The 24,776-nt window shown below is 57.5% G+C and carries 33 protein-coding genes; 19 read left to right on the top strand and 14 right to left on the bottom strand.

From position 1 onward, the window contains the following. Positions 1-13 precede the first annotated feature (13 nt). Both fmt and LC354_RS03200 read left to right on the top strand, forming a co-directional pair. Positions 14-919: a methionyl-tRNA formyltransferase gene (gene fmt / locus LC354_RS03205; protein ID WP_223421397.1), complete on the top strand. Its 906-nt coding sequence runs from the start codon at positions 14-16 to the stop codon at positions 917-919. Between the two features lie 13 nt (positions 920-932). Then, positions 933-1,172, top strand: coding sequence for a hypothetical protein (locus LC354_RS03200; protein ID WP_223421396.1), 240 nt, complete (start codon positions 933-935; stop codon positions 1,170-1,172). Positions 1,173-1,239: 67 nt separating this feature from the next. Here LC354_RS03200 and rnhA read toward each other — a convergent pair whose 3' ends face one another. The 8 genes from rnhA to LC354_RS03160 all read right to left on the bottom strand — a co-directional run bounded on the left by rnhA (position 1,240) and on the right by LC354_RS03160 (position 5,759). After that, complete coding sequence (gene rnhA, locus LC354_RS03195) at positions 1,240-1,695, bottom strand: ribonuclease HI (RefSeq protein ID WP_223421395.1); 456 nt, start codon at positions 1,693-1,695, stop codon at positions 1,240-1,242. Beyond that, a complete protein-coding gene (locus LC354_RS03190) occupies positions 1,688-2,281 on the bottom strand; it encodes a class I SAM-dependent methyltransferase (RefSeq protein WP_223421394.1) in 594 nt (197 codons plus the stop codon). The genes rnhA and LC354_RS03190 overlap by 8 nt, the downstream gene beginning before the upstream one ends. Then, positions 2,278-2,730 (bottom strand): DUF3429 domain-containing protein, encoded by a 453-nt coding sequence (locus LC354_RS03185; RefSeq protein ID WP_223421393.1) that lies wholly within the window; start codon positions 2,728-2,730, stop codon positions 2,278-2,280. Before LC354_RS03185 ends, LC354_RS03190 begins: the two co-directional genes overlap by 4 nt. Beyond that, positions 2,727-2,867: a hypothetical protein gene (locus LC354_RS03180; protein WP_223421392.1), complete on the bottom strand. Its 141-nt coding sequence runs from the start codon at positions 2,865-2,867 to the stop codon at positions 2,727-2,729. The genes LC354_RS03185 and LC354_RS03180 overlap by 4 nt, the downstream gene beginning before the upstream one ends. Then, complete coding sequence (locus tag LC354_RS03175; RefSeq protein ID WP_223421391.1) at positions 2,864-3,478, bottom strand: LysE family translocator; 615 nt, start codon at positions 3,476-3,478, stop codon at positions 2,864-2,866. Before LC354_RS03175 ends, LC354_RS03180 begins: the two co-directional genes overlap by 4 nt. Positions 3,479-3,602: 124 nt before the next feature. Then, complete coding sequence (ispH, locus tag LC354_RS03170) at positions 3,603-4,553, bottom strand: 4-hydroxy-3-methylbut-2-enyl diphosphate reductase (protein ID WP_223421390.1); 951 nt, start codon at positions 4,551-4,553, stop codon at positions 3,603-3,605. A 68-nt stretch (positions 4,554-4,621) separates the two neighbouring features. After that, positions 4,622-5,053 carry a YqaA family protein gene (locus tag LC354_RS03165; RefSeq protein WP_223421389.1) on the bottom strand — a complete coding sequence of 144 codons (432 nt, stop codon included), beginning with the start codon at positions 5,051-5,053 and terminating at the stop codon, positions 4,622-4,624. A 133-nt stretch (positions 5,054-5,186) separates the two neighbouring features. After that, positions 5,187-5,759 carry a LabA-like NYN domain-containing protein gene (locus LC354_RS03160; RefSeq protein ID WP_223421388.1) on the bottom strand — a complete coding sequence of 191 codons (573 nt, stop codon included), beginning with the start codon at positions 5,757-5,759 and terminating at the stop codon, positions 5,187-5,189. A gap of 100 nt (positions 5,760-5,859) precedes the next feature. On the opposite strand from LC354_RS03160, the gene folK reads away from it, so the two are divergent. From folK to recO, 13 genes are all read left to right on the top strand, one after another. Then, complete coding sequence (folK, locus tag LC354_RS03155; protein WP_317849265.1) at positions 5,860-6,471, top strand: 2-amino-4-hydroxy-6-hydroxymethyldihydropteridine diphosphokinase; 612 nt, start codon at positions 5,860-5,862, stop codon at positions 6,469-6,471. 98 nt (positions 6,472-6,569) lie between these two features. Next, positions 6,570-6,923, top strand: a complete 354-nt coding sequence (rpoZ, locus tag LC354_RS03150) for a DNA-directed RNA polymerase subunit omega (protein ID WP_223421386.1) — start codon at positions 6,570-6,572, stop codon at positions 6,921-6,923. Positions 6,924-6,945: 22 nt separating this feature from the next. Continuing rightward, positions 6,946-9,084, top strand: a complete 2,139-nt coding sequence (locus LC354_RS03145) for a RelA/SpoT family protein (protein WP_223421385.1) — start codon at positions 6,946-6,948, stop codon at positions 9,082-9,084. 22 nt (positions 9,085-9,106) lie between these two features. Continuing rightward, positions 9,107-9,766: a DUF2062 domain-containing protein gene (locus LC354_RS03140; protein WP_223421384.1), complete on the top strand. Its 660-nt coding sequence runs from the start codon at positions 9,107-9,109 to the stop codon at positions 9,764-9,766. A 131-nt stretch (positions 9,767-9,897) separates the two neighbouring features. Next, complete coding sequence (locus LC354_RS03135) at positions 9,898-10,656, top strand: pyridoxine 5'-phosphate synthase (RefSeq protein WP_223421383.1); 759 nt, start codon at positions 9,898-9,900, stop codon at positions 10,654-10,656. Next, positions 10,653-11,084: a hypothetical protein gene (locus LC354_RS03130; protein WP_223421382.1), complete on the top strand. Its 432-nt coding sequence runs from the start codon at positions 10,653-10,655 to the stop codon at positions 11,082-11,084. Before LC354_RS03135 ends, LC354_RS03130 begins: the two co-directional genes overlap by 4 nt. Before the next feature lie 44 nt (positions 11,085-11,128). After that, the gene (locus LC354_RS03125; protein ID WP_223421381.1) at positions 11,129-11,443 is read left to right on the top strand and encodes a Dabb family protein; all 315 of its coding nucleotides are present in this window, start codon (positions 11,129-11,131) and stop codon (positions 11,441-11,443) included. Next, positions 11,440-11,859 (top strand): holo-ACP synthase, encoded by a 420-nt coding sequence (acpS, locus tag LC354_RS03120; RefSeq protein ID WP_223421380.1) that lies wholly within the window; start codon positions 11,440-11,442, stop codon positions 11,857-11,859. Before LC354_RS03125 ends, acpS begins: the two co-directional genes overlap by 4 nt. Before the next feature lie 100 nt (positions 11,860-11,959). After that, on the top strand, positions 11,960-12,784 hold the full coding sequence (gene lepB / locus LC354_RS03115; protein ID WP_223421379.1) for a signal peptidase I: 825 nt from the start codon (positions 11,960-11,962) through the stop codon (positions 12,782-12,784). Further along, positions 12,781-13,467: a ribonuclease III gene (gene rnc, locus LC354_RS03110; protein ID WP_223421378.1), complete on the top strand. Its 687-nt coding sequence runs from the start codon at positions 12,781-12,783 to the stop codon at positions 13,465-13,467. The genes lepB and rnc overlap by 4 nt, the downstream gene beginning before the upstream one ends. Further along, positions 13,464-14,372 (top strand): GTPase Era, encoded by a 909-nt coding sequence (gene era / locus LC354_RS03105; protein ID WP_223421377.1) that lies wholly within the window; start codon positions 13,464-13,466, stop codon positions 14,370-14,372. The genes rnc and era overlap by 4 nt, the downstream gene beginning before the upstream one ends. Before the next feature lie 60 nt (positions 14,373-14,432). Then, a complete protein-coding gene (locus LC354_RS03100; protein ID WP_223421376.1) occupies positions 14,433-14,762 on the top strand; it encodes a DUF1491 family protein in 330 nt (109 codons plus the stop codon). Between the two features lies 1 nt (position 14,763). Next, positions 14,764-15,489: a DNA repair protein RecO gene (gene recO / locus LC354_RS03095; RefSeq protein WP_223421375.1), complete on the top strand. Its 726-nt coding sequence runs from the start codon at positions 14,764-14,766 to the stop codon at positions 15,487-15,489. Here the strand turns inward: recO and LC354_RS03090 are convergent. The 4 genes from LC354_RS03090 to LC354_RS03075 form a co-directional block, all read right to left on the bottom strand. Then, a complete protein-coding gene (locus LC354_RS03090; RefSeq protein WP_223421374.1) occupies positions 15,473-15,865 on the bottom strand; it encodes an META domain-containing protein in 393 nt (130 codons plus the stop codon). The two genes, recO and LC354_RS03090, sit on opposite strands and share 17 nt — an antisense overlap. Continuing rightward, a complete protein-coding gene (locus LC354_RS03085; RefSeq protein ID WP_223421373.1) occupies positions 15,862-16,386 on the bottom strand; it encodes a TetR/AcrR family transcriptional regulator in 525 nt (174 codons plus the stop codon). The genes LC354_RS03090 and LC354_RS03085 overlap by 4 nt, the downstream gene beginning before the upstream one ends. 183 nt (positions 16,387-16,569) lie before the next feature. Then, positions 16,570-17,169 carry a LysE family translocator gene (locus LC354_RS03080; RefSeq protein ID WP_223421372.1) on the bottom strand — a complete coding sequence of 200 codons (600 nt, stop codon included), beginning with the start codon at positions 17,167-17,169 and terminating at the stop codon, positions 16,570-16,572. A 92-nt stretch (positions 17,170-17,261) separates the two neighbouring features. Next, positions 17,262-18,950, bottom strand: a complete 1,689-nt coding sequence (locus LC354_RS03075; protein ID WP_223421371.1) for an acyl-CoA dehydrogenase family protein — start codon at positions 18,948-18,950, stop codon at positions 17,262-17,264. Positions 18,951-19,108: 158 nt separating this feature from the next. Between LC354_RS03075 and LC354_RS03070 the strand changes: the two genes are divergently transcribed. After that, entirely contained in the window at positions 19,109-19,876 is a 768-nt protein-coding gene (locus tag LC354_RS03070) for a sulfite exporter TauE/SafE family protein (RefSeq protein WP_223421370.1), read from the top strand. Here LC354_RS03070 and LC354_RS03065 read toward each other — a convergent pair. Continuing rightward, on the bottom strand, positions 19,873-20,232 hold the full coding sequence (locus LC354_RS03065) for a helix-turn-helix domain-containing protein (protein ID WP_223421369.1): 360 nt from the start codon (positions 20,230-20,232) through the stop codon (positions 19,873-19,875). The two genes, LC354_RS03070 and LC354_RS03065, sit on opposite strands and share 4 nt — an antisense overlap. A gap of 213 nt (positions 20,233-20,445) precedes the next feature. Between LC354_RS03065 and LC354_RS03060 the strand changes: the two genes are divergently transcribed. Together LC354_RS03060 and LC354_RS03055 are read left to right on the top strand one after the other, a co-directional pair. After that, positions 20,446-21,282 carry a LysR family transcriptional regulator gene (locus LC354_RS03060; RefSeq protein WP_223421368.1) on the top strand — a complete coding sequence of 279 codons (837 nt, stop codon included), beginning with the start codon at positions 20,446-20,448 and terminating at the stop codon, positions 21,280-21,282. An 89-nt stretch (positions 21,283-21,371) separates the two neighbouring features. Beyond that, a complete protein-coding gene (locus LC354_RS03055; protein ID WP_223421367.1) occupies positions 21,372-22,097 on the top strand; it encodes a hypothetical protein in 726 nt (241 codons plus the stop codon). A 23-nt stretch (positions 22,098-22,120) separates the two neighbouring features. On the opposite strand, the gene LC354_RS03050 is transcribed toward LC354_RS03055, so the two are convergent. Beyond that, positions 22,121-23,719, bottom strand: coding sequence for a phosphoenolpyruvate carboxykinase (locus LC354_RS03050; protein WP_223421366.1), 1,599 nt, complete (start codon positions 23,717-23,719; stop codon positions 22,121-22,123). A 347-nt stretch (positions 23,720-24,066) separates the two neighbouring features. Between LC354_RS03050 and LC354_RS03045 the strand changes: the two genes are divergently transcribed. After that, the gene (locus LC354_RS03045) at positions 24,067-24,768 is read left to right on the top strand and encodes a response regulator transcription factor (protein WP_223421365.1); all 702 of its coding nucleotides are present in this window, start codon (positions 24,067-24,069) and stop codon (positions 24,766-24,768) included. Positions 24,769-24,776 lie beyond the last annotated feature (8 nt).

Here is a 24,776-nt window from a genome sequence, read left to right as displayed (position 1 = left end):
ACGGGGAGAATGTATGAAACTGGTTTTCATGGGCACGCCGGAGTTTTCGGTTGCTGCTTTGGATGCGCTTCATGACGCGGGTCACGAGATCGTCTGCGTCTATACGCAACCGCCACGCCCGGCGGGGCGCGGCAAGAAGGAGCGCCCAAGCCCGGTTCAGACGCGCGCAGAAGCTTTGGGCTTGCCCCTGCGTCATCCCGTGACATTGCGGTCTGAAGAGGCGCAGGCGGCGTTTGCTGCGTTGAAGGCTGACGTTGCAGTTGTTGTTGCCTATGGTCTTATCCTGCCGCAACCCGTGCTGGATGCGCCGGTGCATGGATGTCTGAATATCCACGCCAGTTTGTTGCCGCGCTGGCGTGGGGCTGCACCGATTCACCGTGCGATTATGGCCGGAGATGCAGAAACAGGCGTTTGCATCATGCAAATGGAGGCGGGTCTGGACACAGGGCCGGTTCTGCTCCGGCAGGCGACCCCGATCGGTCCCGCTGAGACGACCGAGCAGTTGCATGATCGTCTTGCGGATATGGGGGCGGACCTGATCGTGCGGGCTTTGGCGGATCTGCCCAATCTGGTCCCGGTGACGCAACCCGACGTCGGCGTGACCTATGCGCACAAGATCGAAAAGGCGGAAGCGGCGATTGACTGGGCGCGTCCCGCGACCGAGGTGGACCGTCAAATTCGGGGGCTGTCGCCGTTTCCAGGTGCGTGGTTCGAGCATGATGGGGTCCGCATCAAAGTCCTGGGATCGCAAGTGCGGGACGGGAGCGGGCCGACTGGTATTGTTCTGGATGATGCACTGACGGTGGCCTGCGAAGGCGGTGCCGTGCAACTGACGCGCTTGCAACGCGCGGGTAAAGGCGCACAAGATGCAATTGAGTTCTTGCGCGGTACGGCCTTGCCGCGTGGGACAGTCCTTTGAGCGGAGCGCGCGTATGTTTCCAACTCTAATCGGAACGGTAGTGATCGCGGGGATCGTCGGGTACGCCTCAGAAAAAACGGGGTTCACCCGCAACGGCATTTTACCGTCGATCATCATCTGCATCGGCGGCGCGTTTTTGTTCTACTTCGTGCGACTGATGTTCGGCATCGGCTTTGGCAGCTCGGGCCTGAATGCAATCGTCTCTTCCGTCGGGGCACTTATCATCGTGCCGACACATTGGCGGAAACGATAATGCGCTGAGGGTGTGGCGGTGCAAGATTTTTAGTCCTAAAAATCTCGTCACGCTTCCGAAACCGAGGTCACTCTGGTTTGAACGGTGCCATTCCCGCGCGGGCCAACGCATCGGCGCGTTCGTTTTCCGGATGCCCTGCGTGTCCCTTTACCCATTTCCACGTCACTGTGTGTCTGGCCTGTGCGGCATCCAATCGTTGCCATAGATCTGCATTGGCAACGGGCTTTTTCGCGGCGTTCTTCCAGCCGTTTCGTTTCCAGCCGTGAATCCAGCTTGTTATTCCGTTTTTGACATAATTGCTGTCGGTCACGATCGTGATGGTCGAGGGTTTTCCCAACGTTTCAAGCGCGGATATGGCGGCCATCAACTCCATCTTGTTGTTTGTGGTCAGGCCCTCACCGCCTTTCAATTCACGTTCTTTCAAGACGGCATCCCCGTCCATCGCGCGCAACAGAGCACCCCAGCCGCCCGGTCCGGGATTTCCCGAACAGGCGCCGTCTGTATATGCAATGAGCTCAGGCACGCGCTTGCACCACGATCCAGTCGGCCATTTCTCCACTTAGCCCTTTGTCGCGGCCCCGGTCTGAGAATTCCGGCCTGAACCCGGCGGCGCGCAGCAAAGCGTCCAATTCGTCTTCGCTCACATAGGTGTACATACGTCCTATTGTGTCTCGGTCCTCTCGCGTGCCCAGCTTGGTGCCAATATGGAAGAGGCCGTTCGGTCGCAATGCGGTCGCAATGGCGTGTAAATGTGATGGCCATTCTGATCGCGGCGCGTGCAGCATTGAGAAATTGGCCCAAATGCCGTCATAAACATCTGCGCCGATCAGATCGCCAAACCCCGCCTGGCGCGTGACAACGCCGTCAAATCGTTTGGCCAGTTCGAGCATTTCAGGAACAAGATCCCATGCCTCTGTCAGCAGACCGGCGGCGGCCATACGCCCTGCAGACGCACCCGGGCCGCACCCGATGTCCAGAACGCGACCGCCCTCGGGCACGCCCTTGATAAAGCGCTGGACGAAAGGATCTATCTTTGCCCCTTCGTCGGTCAGTGATGCGTATGCGTCGGCTTGGGTGGCGTAGACAGTCAGGGTTTCAGGATCGCTCATCGCAGTACCGTAATTGCAAAACAGGCCAAGACGATCACCGTAAGCAGAATGCGCAGGGACATCCACCATGGTGGTGTCAGTCCCCAGCGGGTGAACGCAAAATCCAACATCAAAAGCCCGGAAAAACCGAACATGAGGTTCATACCCGCGCTGGTCGGCCCGCCACCGGTCATGAAAAACGCCCACAGGGCGGGCACCACGGACAACACATAACCTGTTGCCGCCTGCGCCCCGCTGGCTTTCGTCGCGAACCCCCACAAAACGCCGGACATGAAGGACAAGATGACAGATCCATAGAACAGTTGCACATAAGGTCCGATGAAGCGCGGCCCCAAAAATTGCAGGCCCAGAGCCGCCAAATCGTCGCTCAACACGGTCGCCGCACCCCAAACGAAGGGGATCAGCCCGGCAAGGCCAAGCAGGAGTGGAGCGCGTGGGATCTGTATCATATCTGTGTCATCCGGTCAGGAATCCGTGCAGCGATGGTTTCGGCGGTTTCGCATTCGTTGGCAAGCCTCAGGCCGCAACGGGCACTGATTGGCGTGACGCCGATGTGTTCGGTCGCCACTGGACTCGCGTCGGTCATGCGCGCTCCAGCGCCAGTCGCGCCGCGAGGGCTGCAAAAATCCCGGCAAAGCTGCGCGACAACCAGCGCATGACGATGTCGGATCCAAGGATCCACTGGCGCGCTGCCGCCGCGAAGACGCCGTACAGCACAAACACGGCAAATGTCATCATCATGAATATCCCGCCCATCATTGCCATTTCTGCGGTCGCGGTGGCGGAATTCCCCGATAGAAAGGGCGGCAAGAGCGCAAGGAAAAAGATCGAGAGTTTGGGATTGAGGATATTGATCAGAGCGCCGCGACGGGCGATACGCCACCCTGCCTCGCTGTGCTTTTCCGAGGAAATTGCCAGAGCGCCGTCACTTTTGAGGCTGCCCCATGCGAGGTATAGCAGATAGGCGACGCCTGCGAATTTCACGATGTTGAACAGTAGCGCCGACGTGTGCAGGATCGCCGCCAATCCCAGTGTTGCGGCAGCGAGGTGCGGGACGATCCCGATTGTGCATCCCAACGCGGCCCACACGGCGGCCCGCCGACCTTGGCCAAGACCAAGTGCGAGCGTGTAAATCACACCGGTGCCCGGCGCGATGACCACAACCATCGCTGTCAACAGAAACTGTAGTGAGATCATTTGGACACCTTTGAATCCAATGCGTACCTTCGACGATACGAAGTGGGACCGGAAGGGTAAAGCGGGTGATTTCTTCCTGGCGTCGTCAGGCCCCGTAAGGCGCACCCATGGTGCGCCCGGCCTCTCAGGCAGGTTCGCGCAGTACCCTTGGCACTTTGAACTCGACATTTTCGACGGCGGTTTCGACCATCTCAACGGTCACGTCATACCGGTCGCGAAACGCGTCAATGACCTCGTTTATGAGCACTTCGGGAGCAGATGCACCTGCGGTGATCCCGACGCTGGAAATCCCATCCAGGCTGCGCCAATCGATATCTGTGGCGCGTTGCACCAGTTGAGCATAGGTGCACCCTGCACGCTCACCGACTTCGACCAGCCGTTTGGAATTTGACGAGTTCGGCGCGCCGACCACCAGCATTGCGTCGCATTTGGGCGCCATCGCCTTGACTGCCTCCTGGCGGTTCGTTGTGGCATAACAGATGTCTTCCTTGTGCGGGCCGACGATACGCGGAAACCGCGCGTTCAGGGCCGCTACGATATCTGCGGTGTCATCCACCGACAATGTGGTTTGGGTGACAAAGGCCAGTTGCTCGGGATCGCGGACTTCGACATGCGCCACGTCTTCGACCGTTTCGACCAACAGCACTTCGCCGTCGGGCAGCTGCCCCATGGTGCCGACGGTTTCGGGGTGCCCTGCGTGGCCGATCATGATCATCTGCAGGCCGTTGTCGGAATGGCGCTGCGCCTCGATATGCACCTTGCTGACCAGCGGGCAGGTCGCATCGACATAGACCATCTCGCGGGCAGCAGCCGTCGCGGGGACGGATTTGGGCACGCCATGCGCCGAAAAGATGACGGGCCGATCATCCGGGCAGTCGTCCAGTTCTTCGACAAAGACGGCGCCCTTGTCGCGCAACCCATCAACCACGAATTTGTTATGCACAATCTCGTGGCGCACAAAGACCGGGGCGCCCCATTTTTCCAAGGCCATCTCGACGATTTTTATGGCGCGGTCCACGCCTGCGCAAAAACCGCGCGGAGCGGCAAGATACAAGGTCAAAGGGGGCTTGGTCATGGGCGCGGTCCTTTTGAAGCTTTACAAGAGGTATGCAAGGACACGCCGCGCGTCCAGCCCCGGCGCACCTAAAGTGCCAGAACGCCGCTGGTGACGAGAGCCATGGCAACATATCGCAGTGTTTTGCCCGTAGCCACCAGAACAAAAAAGAGCCAGAAGCGGGTCCGCATCACGCCCGAAAGCAATGTGATCGCATCCCCAAGTGGCATCCAGGCAAACAAGAGGGTCCAAATGCCCCAGCGTTCGAACCAGCGCTGGGCCCTGGCCATCTTCTTGGGGTTGGCTGGAAACCATGAACGATCGGCAAAGCGCATGGCTTGCCATCCGAGGACATAGTTGACGACTGAACCCAGCGTATTGCCGACGCTTGCAAACACCACCAGCCAAAGAAGCGAGGTGTCCCCCTGGATCTGCAAGGCGGCAAACAAAGGCTCAGACGGGAGCGGCAACAAGGTTGCTGCTCCGAAAGCCACGAAGAACATGGCGATAAGGCCGGTCAAAACCTGACAGTGCCAGCGATGTCTGTGCTGTGCACAAACAGCGGGTAAATTGGCATTGGCAAGCCTCTGTGTCTGGGCCCAGCAACCGGGCCTAGGCGGAACATAGGCCCGACCGGGCTTGTATCAAGCCAAATCAGCTTTGCGCTTGCAGGCGGTCGTTGCGCTCGAAGGTTTGTTCGCGCGGTGGGCGGCCAATGACATCCTTCAATTCATCCAACTCGATGAAATTATCCGCCTGGCGGCGCAATTCATCCGAGATCATCGGTGGCTGGCTGCGGATCGTCGAAACAACCGACACCCTGACACCCTGACGTTGCAGGCTTTCGAGCAGTGGGCGGAAATCCCCGTCGCCGGAAAACAGCACGATATGATCAACCCGCGATGCCAATTCCATCGCATCCACGGCCAATTCGATATCCATGTTGCCCTTGACCTTACGGCGGCCCATGCTGTCGGTGTATTCCTTGGCCGGCTTGGTCACCATTGTGAAACCGTTATAGTTCAGCCAGTCAACCAAAGGACGGATTGGAGAGTATTCGTCATTTTCCAGCAAAGCAGTGTAATAGAATGCACGCAGCAGTTTCCCGCGTCGCATAAATTCTTGCCGCAGGAGTTTGTAATCGATATCGAACCCAAGCGCTTTGGCTGCAGCGTACAGGTTGGAACCATCGATGAACAGCGCAAGCCGTTCGTCCTTATAAAACATAAAGTGTCCTTCCGATAATTCGGATTACCGCCAATTAATATCCGTGAGTGTGCGCAAAATTTTGCGGACGGCGATGGACCAAAAATAGGTTATTTTGAGTATGTCGCAAGACACCTTTGCCGAAAAAAACGGCGAATTACCGCCACAAAGACGGTCAGAGATGCTAGTTGCCGTGGGGTCAAACATGGATTCCACCGCAGGTAACCCAAGGGAAACCATTCGTGCTGGAGTTGAATTGATTGTCGAGGCGGGGGGGGTGATTCGGACCATGAGCCATTTTTACAGCACCCCGGCGTTCCCTGCCGGATCGGGGCCAGACTATGTGAATGCTGCGCTTGCCATCTCGGCACCGTGGTCACCCCAGGAGGCCCTGACGCACCTGCATGCGGTCGAGGCCGCGCTGGGACGACGCAGAAAAGCGCGCTGGGAACAACGTGCGCTCGACCTCGATCTTTTGGCGTGCGGCGACATGGTGAGCCCGGATGAGGAAACAGTGCGGGCCTGGATGGATATGCCGTTGTCGCAGCAAAAGACCGCAGCGCCGCAACACATGATACTGCCGCATCCGCGCCTGCACGAACGGGCCTTTGTTTTGGTCCCCCTGGCGGATGTCGCTCCGGGATGGGTGCATCCAGTGCTGGGGCAGACGGTGAAGCAGTTGCTTGCCTTGTTGCCTGCTGCGGATATTGAGCAGATCAAGGCGCTGGACTAGACCTGCTTTGGGCCAGCGACCCATTTGCACCTTGTCATTCGGTCGAAACGGGCCTAAATACCCGCCTTCTACTTAATTATGCTGATCTGGAGCACCCCATGGCCCGCGTGACCGTTGAAGACTGCGTTGACAAGGTTCCAAACCGTTTCGAACTGGTGATGCTTGCAGCACATCGTGCGCGCGAGATATCTGCCGGTGCGCCGATCACCGTCGACCGTGACAACGACAAAAATCCCGTTGTGTCGCTGCGCGAAATTGCTGACGAAACACAAAGCGCCGACGAACTGCGCGAACGCCTGATCGAATCGAACCAGACACAGATCGAGGTCGACGAAGCCGAAGAAGATGCCATGGCGCTTTTGATGGGTGCAGAGCAGGACAAGCCGGAAGAAGACAGCATGTCCGAAGAGATGCTTTTGCGTCAGTTGATGGCCGCGCAAGGCCAAAGCTGAGCACACCCGAGGTGCGGACCGAATGATCTCTGCTGACGATCTGATCGCGCTGGTCCGCAACTACAATCCAAAAACGAATGAAAAGCTTATTCGCGCCGCCTATGCATTTGGGGAGCAGATGCATGAGGGCCAGTTTCGTCATTCCGGTGAGCCGTATTTCACCCACCCCGTTGCCGTTTCGGCCATTCTGACCGAACAGCAACTTGACGATGCCACAATCATCACGGCGTTGCTGCACGACACAATCGAAGACACCAAGGCGAGCTACGCCATCGTCCTGGAGAAGTTCGGCCCTGACATTGCCAAGCTGGTGGATGGCGTCACCAAGCTGACAAATCTTCAGCTCAGCAGCGTCGAGACCAAACAGGCCGAAAATTTCCGCAAGCTCTTCATGGCGATGTCCAAGGACATGCGCGTGATTCTGGTCAAGCTGAGTGACCGATTGCACAACATGCGCACGATCCGGTCGATGCGCGTTGACAAACAGGTGCAAAAAGCCCGCGAAACCATGGATATCTTTGCACCGCTGGCGGGACGCATGGGCATGCAGTGGATGCGCGAAGAGCTTGAGGATCTGGCGTTCAAGGTGCTCAACCCCGAGGGCCGATCGTCCATCATCCGGCGTTTCATCACGATGCAACGCGATACGGGTGACGTGATCCAGCGCATCACTGGCGATATGCGCCACGAGTTGGCAAAGGCGGGCATAGAAGCCGAAGTCTTCGGCCGCGCCAAGAAACCCTATTCGATCTGGCGCAAGATGCAGGAAAAGGATCAGTCGTTCAGCCGCCTCAGCGACATCTACGGATTTCGCGTGATCACCACGTCCGAAGAAGACACTTATCGTGCGCTGGGCGCGATCCATCAGCGCTGGCGCGCGGTGCCGGGGCGGTTCAAGGACTATATCAGTCAACCCAAGACAAACGGGTATCGGTCGATCCACACCACCGTTTCGGGCCGCGATGGCAAGCGGGTCGAGGTGCAGATTCGTACGCGCCAGATGCATGACGTGGCCGAAACAGGCGTTGCGGCACATTGGTCCTATCGGGACGGGGTGCGCTCGCAAAACCCCTTTGCCGTCGATCCTGCCAAATGGATCGCGCAGCTGACGGAACAGTTTGACGGCGAGGACGATCACGAGGATTTCCTCGAAGCGGTCAAACTGGAGATGTACTCGGATCAGGTCTTTTGCTTTACGCCCAAGGGCGAGGTGGTGAAGCTGCCGCGCGGGGCGACACCCATCGATTTCGCCTATGCCATCCACACGCGGATCGGGAACGCCTGCGTCGGAGCCAAGGTGGATGGGATGCGGGTGCCGCTCTGGACCCGGGTCAAAAATGGCCAGTCTGTCGAGATCATCACAGCCGAAGGGCAAACGCCGCAGGCCACCTGGCTGGAGATTGCGACGACCGGCAAGGCCAAGACGGCGATTCGCAGATCCATGCGGGAAGCGGACCGCGAGCGGTTCATCACCCTGGGTCGTGAATTGGCCCGATCAGCCTTTGCCCATGTGCGCAAGAAGGCCACTGACAAGGCGCTTGAGGCCGCGGCCAAGCAGTTACGCCTTGGCAATGCCGACGAGGTTCTGGCCCGCCTGGGATCGGCTGAATTGACCGGGCGTGAGGTGGTGCAGTCAATCTATCCCGAACTGATTCCCAAAACGGGCAAGCTGGTGGATGCGCGCCGTGCAGTGATCGGACTTTTGCCCGGACAGTCCTTTCAACGTGCGGAATGCTGCGAGCCTTTGCCGGGAGAGCGCATCGTCGGCATCACATTTCGCGGCAAGGGAGTGGTCGTGCATGCCATCGATTGTGCGCGTTTGACGGAGTACGAAGACCAGCCGGACCGCTGGTTGGACCTGCACTGGCACGACGGATCGCATCCGGCCGTTTACGGCGCGACGCTGGATCTGACCATCGGCAATGACACCGGTGTTCTGGGGCGTATTTGCACCTTGATCGGAGAGACCAAGGCCAATATCTCCGATTTGGAATTCAAGGATCGTAAACCGGACTTCTTCCGGTTACTCATTCACCTGGAACTCCGGGATGCTCAGCATTTACACAGCCTGATGGGGGCCCTGCAGGCGGAAAGCGATGTGGCGGCGATCAAGCGATATCGCAAGCCTTTGCCCGTTGCCGGGCATGCGGCTGTAAGCTGAGCGAGCAGAGAAGGGCGAGGCATTGGTATTCAAGCGCCGCGACCGCAAGCCGTTATTTCGTGCGGTGCTGGAATCTCTCTGGCCGCGCGGGGGCTGGGGTCGTGCATTTCAGTACGTCAAACACCGCGTCCGGCGCTTGCCGGATGCGCCCGAGCGTATTGCGCGCGGAATATGGGCAGGTGTTTTCACGACGTTTACCCCGTTTTATGGGGCGCACTTCGTGGTGGCCGGCGCCATAGCAACCGCCTTGCGCGGGAATATTCTGGCATCGTTGATGGCTACGTTTTTTGGCAATCCGCTGACCTATGTCCCGATTGGCCTGATCTCTCTTCAGACAGGCCACTGGCTCTTGGGGTCCGACTTGTCAGAAGAGCACGAGCGGTCTTTCATTGGTAAATTTGTGGATGCAGGCGGAGATTTGTGGCTGAACCTGAAGGCTCTTGTGACCGGGCATCCTCAGGATTGGACGGGTCTTGCCGTCTTTTTCGATGAGATATTCTTTCCTTATCTCATTGGCGGCATCGCTCCGGGGATCATTGCGGCAACGATCTGTTACTATGTCTCTGTCCCGCTGATCCGCGCTTATCAGCATCGTCGGAAAGGCGCGATGAAGGCAAAACTGGAAATTCTCAAGGCGAAAGCCGCTGCAAAGTCCGCAGATGCGCGCAAAAAGGCGGATTGAGCACGGGCGCACCAAGGGTGCGCCTTACGGGAAAATGACCATCTGCTGGTGCAATATTCCTGCTATCTCCGCATTCCCAAGCAGCCTTGTCCGCAGTAGGTTGCCGTTGATCGAAGGAAAGGATCCGACCCATGACCGCACCGCTTGGCAAACTCCGTCTTGGGGTCAACATCGACCACGTCGCGACTGTTCGAAACGCGCGGGGCGGCGACACGCCCGATCCGCTTCGTGCCGCAAAAATTGCAGAAGCTGCCGGTGCGGATGGCATCACTGCGCATTTGCGTGAAGACCGCCGCCATATTTCGGACTCGGATATCGAAGGCTTGATGGATGTTCTGTCCGTGCCTTTGAATTTCGAAATGGCGGCTACGGACGAGATGCAAAAGATTGCGTTGCGCCATAAACCCCACGCTGTGTGCATCGTGCCCGAAAAGCGCGAAGAGCGCACGACAGAGGGTGGTCTTGAAGTAGCCCGCGAGGAGAACAAGCTGGCGCATTTCATCGCGCCCTTGCGAGATGTAGGCTGCCGGGTGTCAATTTTCATTGCGGCGGATCAGCGTCAGATCGAGGCGGCTCACCGGATCGGCGCACAAGTGATCGAACTGCATTCTGGTGCCTATTGCGATGCCCATCACGAGGGTCGCTTTGAAGATCGCGACCGCGAGTTGGACGCCCTGCGCGACATGAGCCGGTTTGCCCATGATCTGGGACTGGAAGTGCATGTCGGTCATGGTCTGACCTACGAGACGGTCCAGCCGGTTGCAGCCTTCCCGGAGGCGATGGAGCTGAACATCGGGCATTTCCTGATTGGCGAGGCGATATTTCTGGGTCTGGACCCGGCGATCCGGGAGATGCGTCGCTTGATGGATGAGGCGCGTCAGAGCACATGAGGGCGATTGCCGCCCTTTTGCTGATATTGGTCACGCCGGTGCAGGCCCAAAACGGCTGGCCCGATCTTGACCGGCTGCTCTATGGTACGCTCACCGCGTCAGGGCGGGCCGAGGCGTCGTTCTGGCTGCCCGATCAGGGCGATCCGGCCACTGCGACCCGCGCCCTTGGCATAGTCTACGAGGCGTTTCCGGGCGGCAACGCGACCTCCATCGCCACTGGCCTTTACCAGCGCACGACCCAAGGGTGGCAATTCGCGGGCATTGTGCAGGGGCTCTTCGGCCAATCTCCGCGCGATATCGCATTTGCCCCTACCCATATCGACATCACCACCACTATGTTGGGCCCGGGCGAACCCCGATGCTGCCCGACACGGGTCACGCGCTGGCGTATCGACCTTGCAAACCGCGTCGCGCAAAGATTGAATTGAGCAACGCCGGGCAGCGACCCGTCGATAACAAGAGGAGCTGTGACATGATCCGTCACTGTGTGATGCTACGTTTGCGCGAAGACGCTGACCCAAGGCAGGTCAATGCGGTCATGCTCGATCTGGCCAAGGTGGTGGACCGGCTCGATGGGTGCGGCGACTTTTGCGCAGGTCCGAACCGCGATTTCGAGGACAAGACACCCGACTACGCCTATGGCTTCACGCTGGATGCGCGCAACGCCAAAGCCTTGGCGGCTTATGCCGTCGATCCTGAACATAAGGCATTGGGCGCGCAGCTTGTTGACCTCTGTCACGGCGGTGGCGACGGCATCCTTGTATTTGACATCGAGGTGCCCCGGTGATTCTGGGGATTGGAACCGACCTGGCCAATATCGAACGAATTCAAAATACGCTTGATCGCTTTGGGGATCGGTTTCGCAATCGGGTCTTTACCGAAGTCGAGCAGCGCAAGGCGGAACGTCGCACTGATGTCGCGGGCACCTATGCCAAGCGGTGGGCTGCCAAAGAGGCTTGTTCCAAAGCGCTCGGGACCGGTTTGCGCATGGGTATTTCCTGGAAGGACATGGCTGTCAGCAACCTGCCGACCGGCCAACCCGTAATGGCCGTGACCGGATGGGCGGCGGATCGGCTGGCCAAGATGACGCCGGACGGGCACGAGGCCATCATCCATGTGACGCTGACGGATGATCACCCATGGGCGCAGGCTTTTGTTGTGATCGAAGCGCGGCCCGTTGCAGCGGCCCAAGGCATGTCATAGGGGTAGGCTGAAGGCGTCAAACTGCCGTCGCGTTGCCTTGACAGTCAAGCATGGTGCCCGCATGTAGCCACGACCCCGATGATCCGAGCAGGAGCGCCCAATGGCAGCCAAGGAAAAAGCAGAAAACGGCATAGTGGAGACGATCAAAACCATCGTCTATGCGCTGCTGATTGCCGGTGTGTTCCGCACGTTGTTTTTTCAGCCCTTCTGGATTCCGTCCGGGTCGATGAAAGAAACGCTGCTGATCGGCGACTTTTTATTCGTGAATAAAATGGTTTACGGCTATTCCTACGCGTCCTGTCCGTCCATTCCGATCATCGGCCTTGATGCCAAGAAGCTGTGTGGATTTATCGACGGGGACAACACGCGCATTTTCGCAGGTGAGCCTGAGCGGGGCGACGTCGTCGTGTTCCGCCATCCGGTTTCCGGTTCGGACTATATCAAACGGCTGGTCGGCCTGCCGGGAGACACGATTCAGGTCCAGGACGGCATCCTGATATTGAACGGCACACCCGTCCCGCAACAGCCCGACGGCCAGTTTGTCGAATTGTTCGAACGCCAAGGTCCGCAAGGCCTGTTGCCGCGTTGTGAAAACGGGTCGGTCGGGCTGGGCGGCGAATGTGTCAAATCCCGCTTTATCGAGACGTTCCCCAATGGCAATGAACATGTGATTTTGAACATCGGCAATCAGCAGTCCGACAACACTCCTGTTTTCCGCGTGCCGGATGGACACTTCTTTTTCATGGGCGACAATCGCGACAACTCGTCCGACAGCCGCATCGCGCAGGTCGCGGGTGGCGTGGGTTACGTTCCTTTCGAAAACCTGATTGGCCGCGCGGACCGCATCATGTTCTCGTCGGCGGGCCGGTCCATGCTCTATTTCTGGACCTGGCGCGGGGATCGGTTCTTTAAGGGAATCGAGTGAAGCTGGGCGCGGACCTCAGGGCCTTCGAAGGCCGGATCGGGCATAGTTTCGCGGCACCCGACCTTTTGATCGAGGCGGTGACACATGCGTCGATGTCGTCGCCCACGCGCAGTGACAACCAGCGGCTGGAGTTTTTGGGAGACAGGGTTTTGGGCCTCGTGATGGCTCAGGCGCTGATCGAAGCGGACCCGGATGCGTCCGAGGGAACACTCGCGCCGCGCTTCAACGCACTGGTGCGCAAGGAAACATGTGCCGACGTCGCCCGTGAAATCGATTTGGGTGCCGTTGTGCGTTTGGGGCGGTCCGAGATGGTATCGGGGGGGCGGCGCAAACTGGCCCTGTTGGGGGATGCGGTCGAGGCCGTCATTGCTGCCGTCTATCTGGATGCAGGATTTGACGCGGCCCGTGATATGATCCTGCGCCTGTGGGCTGATCGGATCACGACCGTTGAGGCCGATGCCCGCGATGCCAAGACCGCTTTGCAGGAATGGGCGCAGGCGCGCGGCCTGACGCCGCCGGAATATGTCGAGATGGACCGTACCGGTCCGGATCATGCGCCGGTGTTCACAATCTCCGCGCAACTGAGCACGGGTGCTGAAGCACGTGCCACTGCCGGATCGAAACGCGAGGCGCAACAGGCTGCTGCCAAGTCCCTACTGGCCAAATTGGAGCAAGAGATATGACCACCCGTGCCGGATTTGTTGCCCTGATCGGAGAACCCAACGCGGGAAAATCCACGCTGCTCAATCGCATGGTCGGGGCAAAGGTTTCGATCGTGACGCACAAGGTGCAAACGACGCGGGCGCGTATTCGCGGCGTTGCGATGGAGGGCGACAGCCAGATCGTTTTCGTTGACACGCCGGGCCTGTTCAAACCACGCCGCCGTTTGGACCGGGCCATGGTTGCCGCCGCCTGGGGCGGGGCTGCGGACGCGGATGTCGTTGTTTTGATGATCGAAGCGCACCGTCGTGTGACAGAAGGTGTCGAGCGGATCCTCGAGGGCCTGGCCGAGATCGGCAAGGGTCGCACCGTGGCGCTGGCGATCAACAAGATTGACCGGGTGGAAGCGCCTGCGTTGCTGAGCCTGACGCAGGATTTGAATGAGCGCTATGATTTCGCCGAGACCTTCATGATCTCTGCTGAAAAGGGGCACGGTGTTGACACCTTGCGGCAGTGGTTGGCGGGTCAGGTGCCGGAAGGTCCGTGGCTTTACCCGGAAGATCAGATAGCGGACCTGCCAATGCGCATGATCGCTGCCGAGATGACCCGCGAAAAACTGACCCTGCGTTTGCATCAGGAGTTGCCCTATCAGTTGACTGTCGAAACCGAGAACTGGGAAGAGCGCAAGGACGGGTCGGCCCGTGTGGATCAGATTATCTATGTGAGCCGGGATGGTCACAAGGGGATCGTCTTGGGCAACAAGGGCGAGACGATCAAATCGGTCAGCCAGGCTTCGCGTGCGGAACTGACAGAGTTTTTGGGCCGCAAGGTGCATTTGTTTTTGCAGGTTAAAGTGCGAGAGAAATGGCAGGAAGAAGCGGAACGTTATTCCGAGATGGGTCTGGACTTCAAAGATGGAAACCTCTGATCCGATTGCAAGCCGACCCTTCGGGGAGGATTTTTCAGGAACAGAGAAGCGAGGGATGCCGTGCCCCGCCTGACGTCCCGGTTTTGGGTGGATGCGTATCTGGCGCGGTTGCGTTTTGCGGATGTGCCCGGGTTTGTTGTGGCCCATGGGGATGATACCGGGGGTGCTGTTCTGGTGAAGCTGAACACGCTGGATGGGCAGGCCGTATTGTTTCAGCGCAGTTTTGACCTGATGTCAGATGCGCGGGTCTGGTCTGAACTGGCCAGTGGGCCAGAAGCGGATGTGGATGCAGCGGTGGCCCGTCAACGCGGATTTGATCCGGATGTGTGGGTGATCGAGATCGAAGATCGGCGGGGGCGCCATTTGCTCGATCAAGAGGGACTTTCCTGACGTGGAATGGCGTGGCGCAGGCATATTGCTGAACGTGCGCCGCCACGGGGAAACCAGTGCGATCATTGAGGTCTTTACCGAAGACAAAGGGCGTCATGCAGGCGTGGTGCGCGGCGGCACCAGCCGCAAGATCGCGCCCATTTTGCAACCAGGTGCGCAGTTGGACGTCGCTTGGCGCGCGCGGCTTGAAGACCAGATTGGAACCTTTGCCGTGGAGCCGGTGCGCAGCCGGGCGGCTTTGGTCATGGACAGCCGTTTGGCATTGGCCGGATTGAATACGGTCACAGCTTTGCTGAGTTTTTGCCTGCCCGAGCGGGAACCCCATCCAGTCTTGTACCGCCGATCCGAGCAACTTCTGGACCTGCTGGGCCAGGACGCGGTGTGGCCGCTGGCTTACCTGCAATGGGAGGTCGCCCTGTTGAACGAAATGGGATTTGGTCTGGACCTGAGTTCCTGTGCAGTAACGGGCAGCGCAGAGGATTTGATCTATGTCTCGCCCAAGTCGGGCAGGGCGGTGTCCGCCAAAGGGGCGGGCGCCTGGGCGGACCGGATGTTGCCCTTGCCACCTGTTCTGCGCGGAGATGGACAAGCCAGCGATATGGATATCGTTCAAGCACTTGAAACAACGGGTTATTTTTTAGCGTCGCGCATGGCGCCGGATTTGGGTTCAAGGCCATTGCCCGACGCCCGCGCTCGTTTTGTGGCGGCATTTAGCCGGACGCTTTGAATACCATTTCCTGTCCGTCTTCGGTGCGCAGGATCATGGTATCGCCCCAGACTTCAGATTGTGACATGGATGCGAGCGCTGCAAAAAACGCGTGTTCAGCATCCAGATCGGGGCAGGCCATATCTGTTGACTGGATGGTCCCGGCTTCGAACCAAGGATAAGGCACTGTCATTGAGGTGGAGTAGCGGTTACACGGCCCGTCCCCCGCGATTTTTCCAAATTCGGGAAACCTAACCGTTGCGCGCGCGGTGAAGCGTACACCGCCCAGTTCCGTCAAATGCCACGTCTTGCCAGCCGCACCATAGGCTGCAACCGTTTCATCGCCTTGGCACGCTGATAGCAAAGCAACCAGGGCCAGCGCGCCGAGTCTTTTCATTCCAAGGCGAGAGCCAGATCGACCAGTGTAGCATAAGCCACAAGAGCGTCTCCACTATCGACGTTCATCTGTTGCAACCCGACGAGCGAGCCATAAGCCGCCTTGGCGAAGTCGTCGTTCGTCACGCCAATTTCGGTCAAGATACCGATAAGCTGATCCATTCTGGCAGCGTCGACTTCGGCAAGGGCGGACGCCACTTCGGCATTCTCAAGAGCCCAGGCACGCAGTGCCGGGCTAGAGATGTCGCCCTGAACGCTTTGACCGAATCTTATCAGTTTATCCGTGGAGGACCCGTCGGCCGCGGCGTTTTCGCTCAGCGTGGCCAAGGCACGGGATTTCCATTCTTCAAGAAGGGCAGACTGAAATGCCGGCACATCTTTGAAGTGCCAATAGAACGAACCTTTTGAGGTCTTGAGGTGGCGTGACAAGGGTTCCGCGCGCAGTGCGGACTGCCCGAGGGATGTTAATTGCTCAAGCCCGGCATCAATCCAGGCGGCGGGGGAAAGAGGAGGTTTTGCCATGCTCCATGCAATACGCCTGCGTATTTCATGATACAAGTGAAAGCCGCCTGATCGCGGGGCATCGGCGTTATGCCGCACATGCATGGGTGTGTGGTGCGCAGAAATTGAGCATGTATCGCAGGTGGTGTCGCATTACCGTGAAGGTTGCGCACTTAAATTGGAGGCGGCACCGACGCGCCGACGCTATGTGTCATTGAGCGCCGAGAAGAGGGCGAGTGCAACGACCAGGAGCATTGAAGCCGCCATCGCCATGTTCACCATCCTTTGACGTGTTGGTGCCAAGTTCATTTCCTTGAGCTTGGCACCGAACCAAACCCAGAGCACATGGATTGGAACCCAGATCACGTTTACGATCAGCAACTTCAGGCTCGCCTCGGCGACCAAGGCGTCAGGAAGGATGGTGAACCCCGAAAACAGGGCCGCATTGACGGCATAAGCCTTTGGGTTGATGGGCTGTAGCAGGATGCCTGCCACTACGCCTGGCTGAGATGTAGCGGGTGCAAACGCGAGTTTTGATCCCGCAAAGGCAATGCGAAGGGCGAGATAGAGTAAGTAGGCTGTTGAAAGTACGAAGAGAGCTGTGCGGACCCATGATGTCGTTAGGACCAAAGCAGCGAGGCCTGAGACGACGGCAAGAATGACAAGATTGTTGCCAATGAAAAGGCCAAGGACGTAGCGCAGGCCTGCCCGCATACCGTAAGCGGCCCCGACACCTGCTGCAGATAAAACGCCCGGTCCGGGGGTGATAATCAGAAAGAATACGGCGGCGGCAAATGTAAGCATGCCGCCACAGTGACTGTTTTGTGCTGACGGTCAATTGACAGAGCGGAAACCGGCACGGTTTCCGGCCGATTTCCGTGTCGGAAATCGCGCCCTTAGCCCAAAAGGCGGCGCGCGATCACCTGGGCTTGGATTTCAGCCGCACCCTCAAAGATGTTGAGGATCCGCGCATCGCACAATACGCGACTGATCTTGTACTCCAGCGCAAACCCGTTGCCGCCATGTATCTGCAATCCATTATCCGCAGCGGCCCAGGCCACTCGGGCGCCTAACAGTTTGGCCATGCCAGCTTCTACATCGCAACGCCGCCCCTCATCCTTTTCAAAAGCCGAGAAGTACGTGAGTTGCCGTGCGACCATGATCTCAACCGCCATCATGGCCAGTTTGTTCGCCACGCGGGGGAAATTGATCAGCGCTTTGCCAAACTGCTTTCGGTCTTGGGCGTATTGCATAGACAGGTCCAGTGCGGATTGCGCCACACCGATTGCACGGGCAGCAGTTTGGATGCGAGCCGACTCGAACGTCTCCATCAGCTGTTTGAAACCTTTGCCCTCTTCGCCGCCCAAAAGGTTCTCGCCCTTGATGTTGAAGTTATCGAAGGCCAGTTCGTATTCCTTCATGCCGCGATAGCCCAAAACTTCGATTTCGCCGCCTGTCATGCCCTCTGTCGGGAAGGGGGTTTCATCCGTGCCGGGTATCTTTTCCGCCAAGAACATAGACAGACCTTTGTAATCGGTCGTGTTTGGATCTGTCCTGGCGAGTAAGGTCATCACTTGCGTCCGTGTGGCATGGGTGATCCATGTCTTGTTGCCCGTGATTTTGTAATCTCCATCATCACCTTTGACGGCACGGGTCCGCAAAGAGCCGAGATCAGAGCCGGTATTGGGCTCCGTAAAAACGGCCGTTGGCAGGGTTTCGGCACTCGCCAGCTGGGGCAGCCACTTTAGCTTTTGCGCCTCGGTGCCGCCTGCAATGATCAGTTCGGCAGCGATCTCGGAGCGTGTGCCCAAAGAGCCCACACCGATATAACCGCGAGACAATTCTTCGCTGACCACGCACATGGATGCCTTGGAGAGCCCAAAACCGCCGTATTCTTCGGGGATGGTCAGGCCAAACACGCCCATTTCGGCCAGTTCATCAATGACCTCCATCGGAATCAGTTCGTCATTCAGGTGCCAGTCATGCGCAAAGGGTTCGACTTTCTCCACGGCGTAGCGACGAAACTGTTCTCGGATCATCTCCAACTCGTCATCGAGGCCGGACGCGCCCACCGTGACTTCGGCGCTGCGCTCTTGCATCAGAGCGACCAAACGCACACGGGCAGCTTGGGTGTTACCGCTTTGCGTCAGGGTCTGGACTTCCGGCACCATCATCTTCCGCATATCGTCCTGGGTGAGTCCCATGTCCTGCAAACGCAGGATTTCACCCTGGTTCATCTGAATGCCGCCGTAAATCTGCCAGAGGTACTCGCCAAAAGCGATTTGATGGATCAACGCTTCGACTTCGCCAAATTTGGATTGAGCGGTCAGGGCTTCCGCCCATTTTTGCATCTGTCGAAGCGATTCGGCGTATGTAGAGAGCCATGCAAGCCCGTGTGCAGCCGTTTGATGCTGTTCGACCAGGTCGTTTGAGATGCGTCCATCGATGCTCAACTCTGCACGCAAACGGTCTGTTGCGATCGAAACGATTGCGTCCACTGGCGCAATTGCTGCTGCCGTGAGGGTCAAAAGATCGTCGAGCAAAATCGGTGCTACGCTGCTCAAGTCCTGTCCGTCATGTGCCATCGTTCCACTCCTCATAAATGTCCCCGCTGTCCTATTCTATTTTGCAGGTGCAGCGCAACAAATATTCGTTTCGCTGCGTGGCTTTGGTCTATTATTGCGTAACGTGATTCTGCGCAGCAGCGCTGGCATGGTGCGGCGCACGGGGATATGAGGACTGCATGGATATGCTGTTTAGCCTTCTACCGCCGGGTTTATGGATCGCGGCACTCAGTATCGCGATGTTGGCCGGCTTCGTCAAAGGCGTTGTCGGTTTTGCCATGCCAATGGTTCTGATCTCAGGCCTGACATCGTTTATCGAACCCGAACTGGCGCTGGCGGGGCTGATCCTCCCCACGCTTGTTGCCAATGTTTCGCAGGCTTTTCGGCAAGGGTTTCTCCCGGCGCTGGCCTCTGCGCGTCGGTTCTGGGTCTATCTGACAGTTGGAGGTGTGGTGCTGGTTGCCAGTGCGCAATTGGTTCGTATTCTGCCGATTTCTGTCTTGTTCGGACTTATCGGGACCGTTGTGACGGTTTTTGTGTTGGTACAGCTGGTTGGGTGGGGGCTGACACTTGCGCGCCAGAGGTCCGGTGTCGAAGCCGGCTTCGGCATGATTGCCGGTTTCATGGGGGGCATCTCAGGTGTTTGGGGTCTGCCGACCGTGATGTATCTGACGGCTTTGGGCACCGAAAAAACAGAACAGATGCGAACGCAGGGCGTGATCTATGGCCTTGGCTCGGTGGCGTTATTGGCATCGCATGTAGGATCTGGTGTATTGCGGGCTGAAACCGTGCCGCTCAGCGCCGCATTGATCGCTCCTGCCTTGCTTGGACAGTGGTTTGGGAGCAAGGTCCTGGACCGGATCGATCAGGTCGCGTTCAAGCGGGTGACCTTATTGGTGCTGCTTGTCGCGGGCCTGAATCTGATCCGGAGAGCCGTTATGGCTTAAGACGCGCGGCGCGCAACTGTCAGGCCTGATACGTCTTCGATAAAGGTGACGATCCGTGTCTTGATCTTTTCGTCTTCGATCGACGCGAGGGCGTTCACGATATCGAGGCCGTTATCACGGCGGGGCGCCGGATCGGTTTCTGTCAAACCTTCAAAAAAGTAGGAGGTTGGTACGTCAAAGATGCGGGACAGTTCAAACAGGCGACTGGCGGCAACCCGATTTGAACCGATTTCGTATTTCTGAATTTGCTGAAATGACAGATTCAGACGCTTGGCGACATCTGTTTGCGACATACGGCGCAAGGTCCGAATTTGCTTGAGCCGCTTACCAACGTGAACATCTACTGCGTGAGCCATTGTACCATTTACCTCCGGTTGATTTCCTACAGCAGTGATCCGCTATCAGGCGACTCGGTTCAACTGAGTAGTTTTGTACATTTTGCACACGTAAATAGTGCATTGATGTATGATATATTTTACCCTATGGTATTATTGATCATACATTAGAGAATCAAGTTGAACGCTCCAGTCACACAATTTCAGGAAGTTAACCAGCCGCTGCTGTTTGAAATGATTCGGTCATTTACGACACTGGCGCGGACGTTGAACCTTTCTCATGCTGTGACCGAGCTCAACAGTACGCGTCAAACCGTGCGTCGGCATATCTCCCAGCTGGAAGAATTGAGGGGCGTTCAATTATTTGACGTCGTCAATCGCCGATATGAACTGACCGAAGCGGGCCGGGAAGCGCTGCCATCTGCCTTGTCTTTGCTGGGTCACGGGCGCTTGTGGTTGCAAGGTCAAATCAAAGACGTGGACGGACTGATGGGCACGTCCTTTGCGGACGGGAAAGGCCGGTACTACTACCAGCAGCAGCAACCCATAAATATCGCCTGGACGAATAAGTCACCGCTTCTACGCACCGCAATTCGCTGCTGGGCAGAATCCGATGGCGCGTTGGAGCATCCCAGGATGAACCTGATCAGGCCATACGTCCTGATCTATCGCGACACGGCAGCGGGTTGGATTTGTACCGAACTTGGAGAAAACGCATTCTATTCACAATGGTGGGGGTGGGCCAAGGCGCGAAGCAGCGTCGGGCGTTCTCTCGATAACTTTCCTTTTGGGCCGGAAATGGCACGCGTTCTGGACGTGCCGCTGCGCGAGGTGCAGGCCACCCACGGTATGCGCATAGATCAGGTTGCAACCTTCGTCGCCCGAAGCAAGGACGGCCCACCAGAGCACTGTATATTCGAGCGCCTATTGCTGGGATGCCAAATGCCGGATGGGAGTTTTGCTCTGATGGTTGTGGTCGATCGACCTGAAGTGATTCGGATCAACGGGGTTGATCAATCCGCCCTGGATGAAATGGCGGATGACGTGCGCATCAATTTTAAATTGGAATGACAATGTTTTAGTAGCGATTAACCACTATTGGGCGTTTCGGGATTCTTCCGCTACACTCCTCTCATCTAACATGAGAAGGAGATAGTCGGGTGACGTTCCACAATATGCAATTTGGTGAAAAATTCGTCGCGTCCAGTATGGGACTGTTGGCGTCCTATGGCCTAACGTTGAGGGTCGGATACGATTTTGACCAATACGAGTCGTTGCTGAAAACAGCGCGCCCCGGTCACAGAATCTGTGTGCCGTTTGATCCGGAGCTGCATGGCTTCAGTGATGGGTCTGCGTTCTGGATCGTGGCTACGGATTCGAAAGATACACTGGTACACACTCAGGCCCTGCGGCTTTTGAACCTGACTGGAATTAGTCTGGCCGAGCACCTTCAGGCGAACTTCACGGATTTTCCCCCGCCGACGATTGCTCTTGATCTGGAACGGTCGAATTACAAGGCTGGCCCGGGCGCACAGCGTATGACGGGCCGTATGGCATATCATGGCGAATTCTGGATTGGTGGGGCACCCGGTCAATTCCGCGGCAGCGCCCTTTCAGCCGCCCTGTGCCGCTATGGGTTTTGGATGGCTCTCCAGCATTGGGATCCCGACCACATGTTTTCATTCATGCTGAACACGGTGGCTCACAAAGGGTTCGCATCACGAACCGGCTGGATGCACCAGGATCCCGCCGCGCTACAGTGGTACCCACGTGACGGCCAGCCGCCGATCGAAACAGTCATGTCTTACCTGCATCGTGGCGACATTGAATTTCTGCTCGATCTACCCTTGGCGAAGCCCGAAGTGGAGCACGCCAAGGCAGCCTGATTATAAGAGTGACCGTGCCGCCGCTATCCGATAGCGGCGGCTTTTACGTCGTCGTCGATGTAGGGCAAGTACTGGTCGAAGTTGTTCGAGAACATTTCGACCAGTTTTTTCGCTTGACGGTCATAGGCTTCCGCATCGCCCCAGGTGCGACGGGGATCCAGCAGAATGTCTGCCACCCCCGGAACGGATACGGGCACATCAAAACCAAAGTTGGCATCTTTGCGGAATTCACCAGCAGCCAGGGTGCCATCCATGGCCGCCGTCAACAGGGCGCGCGTCGCACGGATTGGCATCCGGCTGCCACTGCCATATGCGCCGCCGGTCCAGCCCGTATTCACCAACCAGCACGCCGCGCCGTGTTTTGCGATCTTTTCCTGCAACAGTTTGCCGTAGGTTTCGGGCCGACGCGGCATGAACGGCGCACCAAAGCAGGTCGAGAATGTGGGCTCGGGCTCTGTCACGCCGCGCTCCGTCCCGGCCACTTTTGACGTAAAGCCCGACAAGAAGTGATACATCGCCTGTGCAGGCGTCAGCCGGGCGATCGGGGGCAGCACACCGAAGGCATCACAGGTCAGCATGATGATGTTCTTTGGATGACCGCCCAATGCGGATGCGCTCGCGTTGGAGATGTAGTGCAATGGGTAGGCGCAGCGCATGTTGGCTGTCAGGCTGTCATCCTCGAAATCCAGTTCCTTGGTATCGGGATCATAGACCATATTCTCGATCACAGTCCCGAACTTTTCGGTTGTCGCGTAGATCTCTGGCTCCGCCTCGGCGCTCAGGTTGATCGTTTTGGCGTAGCAACCGCCCTCGAAGTTGAACGTACCGCGGTCGGACCAGCCATGTTCGTCGTCGCCGATCAGGATACGGCCAGGATCTGCCGAAAGTGTCGTTTTGCCAGTGCCGGACAGGCCAAAGAAAACCGCCGTGTCGACCGGATTGCCGTGCGCATGGTTGGCAGAGCAGTGCATCGGCATGACGCCGCGTTCCGGCAACAGGTAATTCAACAGGGTAAATACCGACTTCTTGTTTTCACCCGCATACTCGGTGCCGCCAATCAGGATCAGCTTTTTATCAAAGTTCATCGCAATGACAGTCTCTGATCGACAATTGTGCTTGGCAGGATCGGCCTGAAAGGACGGGCAATTGATGACGGTAAAATCCGCGATGAAATCTGCCAGATCGTCGGCATCCGGGCGACGCAACATGTGCCGGATAAACAGGCCGTGCCATGCCATTTCAGTTACCATGCGTACATTGATCGAATAGCTTGGGTCGGCCCCGCCTGTCAGATCCTGGACGAAATAGTCACGGCCTTTCATGTGCTCGAGCATGTCTGCATGCAGCGCGTCGAACCCTTCGGGTGTCATTGCAGCGTTGTTTTCCCACCAGATGGAGTCCGCAACGCTGTCGGTCTTGACGACATGTTTGTCCTTGGGCGAGCGACCGGTAAACTTGCCCGTCGTCACCAAGAAGGCGCCACCTTTGCCCAAAGTCCCTTCTTTTCGGTCGAGAGCTTGTTCGATGAGCGCGGGCTCGATCAGGTTATAGTAGACATTCCCCAGCCCTGTGATCCCTTGATCTTCAAGCTGAAACTGCGGGTTTACCCGTCCAAATGTCATGTGATTCTCCTGATGCCGCCGAGCGGCGTTCGTGTCAGAGGATGCCCTAAAGCATTGCGAAAACGGCGAAACACCGCCCGATAGAGCGGTCTTAGCATGTGGATTCACGATATGAACAGAGAGCTTTGTCTCAGTTAGCGCCATCATGGCAAACGGTTGCGCAAACAATAGCAGGCCAGGCAGGCCGTGACCGTGAATCTGCGTCAAATTAACCATTACTAACCAAATTCTGGTGAATGTGGAGCGGTACCCAAGTGCCGATTCGCACTTATAGATTGATTCGAGAGACCAAAACCGGAACAATGACGAAAAAATAAATGCAAATGAGCAGTATAAGGAAGCAGGCGATGTCCAAGATTGCACTGGTGGACGACGACAGGAATATCCTGACGTCAGTGTCCATGACGCTTGAAGCCGAAGGTTTCGAGGTTGAGACATATAATGATGGTCAGGCGGCCCTTGATGCATTCGACAAGCGACTGCCTGATATGGCGGTGCTCGATATAAAAATGCCCCGCATGGATGGCATGGATCTGTTGCAGCGCTTGCGCCAAAAAACCGCAATGCCCGTGATTTTCCTGACATCGAAAGATGACGAGATTGACGAGGTGCTCGGCTTGCGTATGGGCGCAGACGACTATGTGAAAAAGCCGTTTTCGCAGCGTTTGCTGGTGGAACGTATTCGAGCGCTGTTGCGTCGTCAGGACGCTGTCGCGTCGGACGAAGTGGGCGTGACCGAAGAAACGAAAGTGATGGAACGTGGTGAATTGCGAATGGACCCGCTGCGCCATGCTGTCAGCTGGAAGGGCAATGACGTATCCTTGACCGTCACAGAGTTTCTGTTGTTGCAGGCATTGGCACAGCGCCCCGGTTTTGTGAAATCACGCGATCAGTTGATGGACGTGGCCTATGACGACCAAGTCTATGTGGATGATCGGACGATCGACAGTCACATCAAGCGTTTGCGCAAGAAGATGCGCACGGCAGACCAGCAATTCTGTGCGATTGAGACACTGTATGGCATCGGATATCGCTATAACGAAGAATAAGGGCATTC

Origin of the sequence: Tateyamaria pelophila, from assembly GCF_019966495.1 — a bacterium.
In the GTDB taxonomy this organism is placed as follows: Bacteria; Pseudomonadota; Alphaproteobacteria; order Rhodobacterales; family Rhodobacteraceae; genus Tateyamaria; species Tateyamaria pelophila.
The sequence above is the reverse complement of the archived record's forward strand: the minus strand, read 5'-3'. Positions and strand labels throughout refer to the sequence as shown.

Coding starts and splice junctions, on each gene's coding strand:
- LC354_RS03185 (WP_223421393.1), bottom strand. CDS start 2,730: ATGATACAGATCCCACGCGCTCCACTCCTGCTTGGCCTTGCCGGGCTG.
- LC354_RS03090 (WP_223421374.1), bottom strand. CDS start 15,865: ATGAAAAGACTCGGCGCGCTGGCCCTGGTTGCTTTGCTATCAGCGTGC.
- LC354_RS03135 (WP_223421383.1), top strand. CDS start 9,898: ATGACCGCACCGCTTGGCAAACTCCGTCTTGGGGTCAACATCGACCAC.
- lepB (WP_223421379.1), top strand. CDS start 11,960: ATGGCAGCCAAGGAAAAAGCAGAAAACGGCATAGTGGAGACGATCAAA.
- LC354_RS03050 (WP_223421366.1), bottom strand. CDS start 23,719: ATGACATTTGGACGGGTAAACCCGCAGTTTCAGCTTGAAGATCAAGGG.
- LC354_RS03160 (WP_223421388.1), bottom strand. CDS start 5,759: ATGTTTTATAAGGACGAACGGCTTGCGCTGTTCATCGATGGTTCCAAC.
- LC354_RS03060 (WP_223421368.1), top strand. CDS start 20,446: ATGATTCGGTCATTTACGACACTGGCGCGGACGTTGAACCTTTCTCAT.
- LC354_RS03190 (WP_223421394.1), bottom strand. CDS start 2,281: ATGAGCGATCCTGAAACCCTGACTGTCTACGCCACCCAAGCCGACGCA.
- folK (WP_317849265.1), top strand. CDS start 5,860: ATGTCGCAAGACACCTTTGCCGAAAAAAACGGCGAATTACCGCCACAA.
- LC354_RS03200 (WP_223421396.1), top strand. CDS start 933: ATGTTTCCAACTCTAATCGGAACGGTAGTGATCGCGGGGATCGTCGGG.
- LC354_RS03045 (WP_223421365.1), top strand. CDS start 24,067: ATGTCCAAGATTGCACTGGTGGACGACGACAGGAATATCCTGACGTCA.
- LC354_RS03125 (WP_223421381.1), top strand. CDS start 11,129: ATGATCCGTCACTGTGTGATGCTACGTTTGCGCGAAGACGCTGACCCA.
- era (WP_223421377.1), top strand. CDS start 13,464: ATGACCACCCGTGCCGGATTTGTTGCCCTGATCGGAGAACCCAACGCG.
- LC354_RS03180 (WP_223421392.1), bottom strand. CDS start 2,867: ATGACCGACGCGAGTCCAGTGGCGACCGAACACATCGGCGTCACGCCA.
- LC354_RS03085 (WP_223421373.1), bottom strand. CDS start 16,386: ATGGCAAAACCTCCTCTTTCCCCCGCCGCCTGGATTGATGCCGGGCTT.
- LC354_RS03075 (WP_223421371.1), bottom strand. CDS start 18,950: ATGGCACATGACGGACAGGACTTGAGCAGCGTAGCACCGATTTTGCTC.
- fmt (WP_223421397.1), top strand. CDS start 14: ATGAAACTGGTTTTCATGGGCACGCCGGAGTTTTCGGTTGCTGCTTTG.
- ispH (WP_223421390.1), bottom strand. CDS start 4,553: ATGACCAAGCCCCCTTTGACCTTGTATCTTGCCGCTCCGCGCGGTTTT.
- LC354_RS03130 (WP_223421382.1), top strand. CDS start 10,653: ATGAGGGCGATTGCCGCCCTTTTGCTGATATTGGTCACGCCGGTGCAG.
- LC354_RS03145 (WP_223421385.1), top strand. CDS start 6,946: ATGATCTCTGCTGACGATCTGATCGCGCTGGTCCGCAACTACAATCCA.
- rpoZ (WP_223421386.1), top strand. CDS start 6,570: ATGGCCCGCGTGACCGTTGAAGACTGCGTTGACAAGGTTCCAAACCGT.
- LC354_RS03065 (WP_223421369.1), bottom strand. CDS start 20,232: ATGGCTCACGCAGTAGATGTTCACGTTGGTAAGCGGCTCAAGCAAATT.
- LC354_RS03070 (WP_223421370.1), top strand. CDS start 19,109: ATGGATATGCTGTTTAGCCTTCTACCGCCGGGTTTATGGATCGCGGCA.
- LC354_RS03080 (WP_223421372.1), bottom strand. CDS start 17,169: ATGCTTACATTTGCCGCCGCCGTATTCTTTCTGATTATCACCCCCGGA.
- LC354_RS03175 (WP_223421391.1), bottom strand. CDS start 3,478: ATGATCTCACTACAGTTTCTGTTGACAGCGATGGTTGTGGTCATCGCG.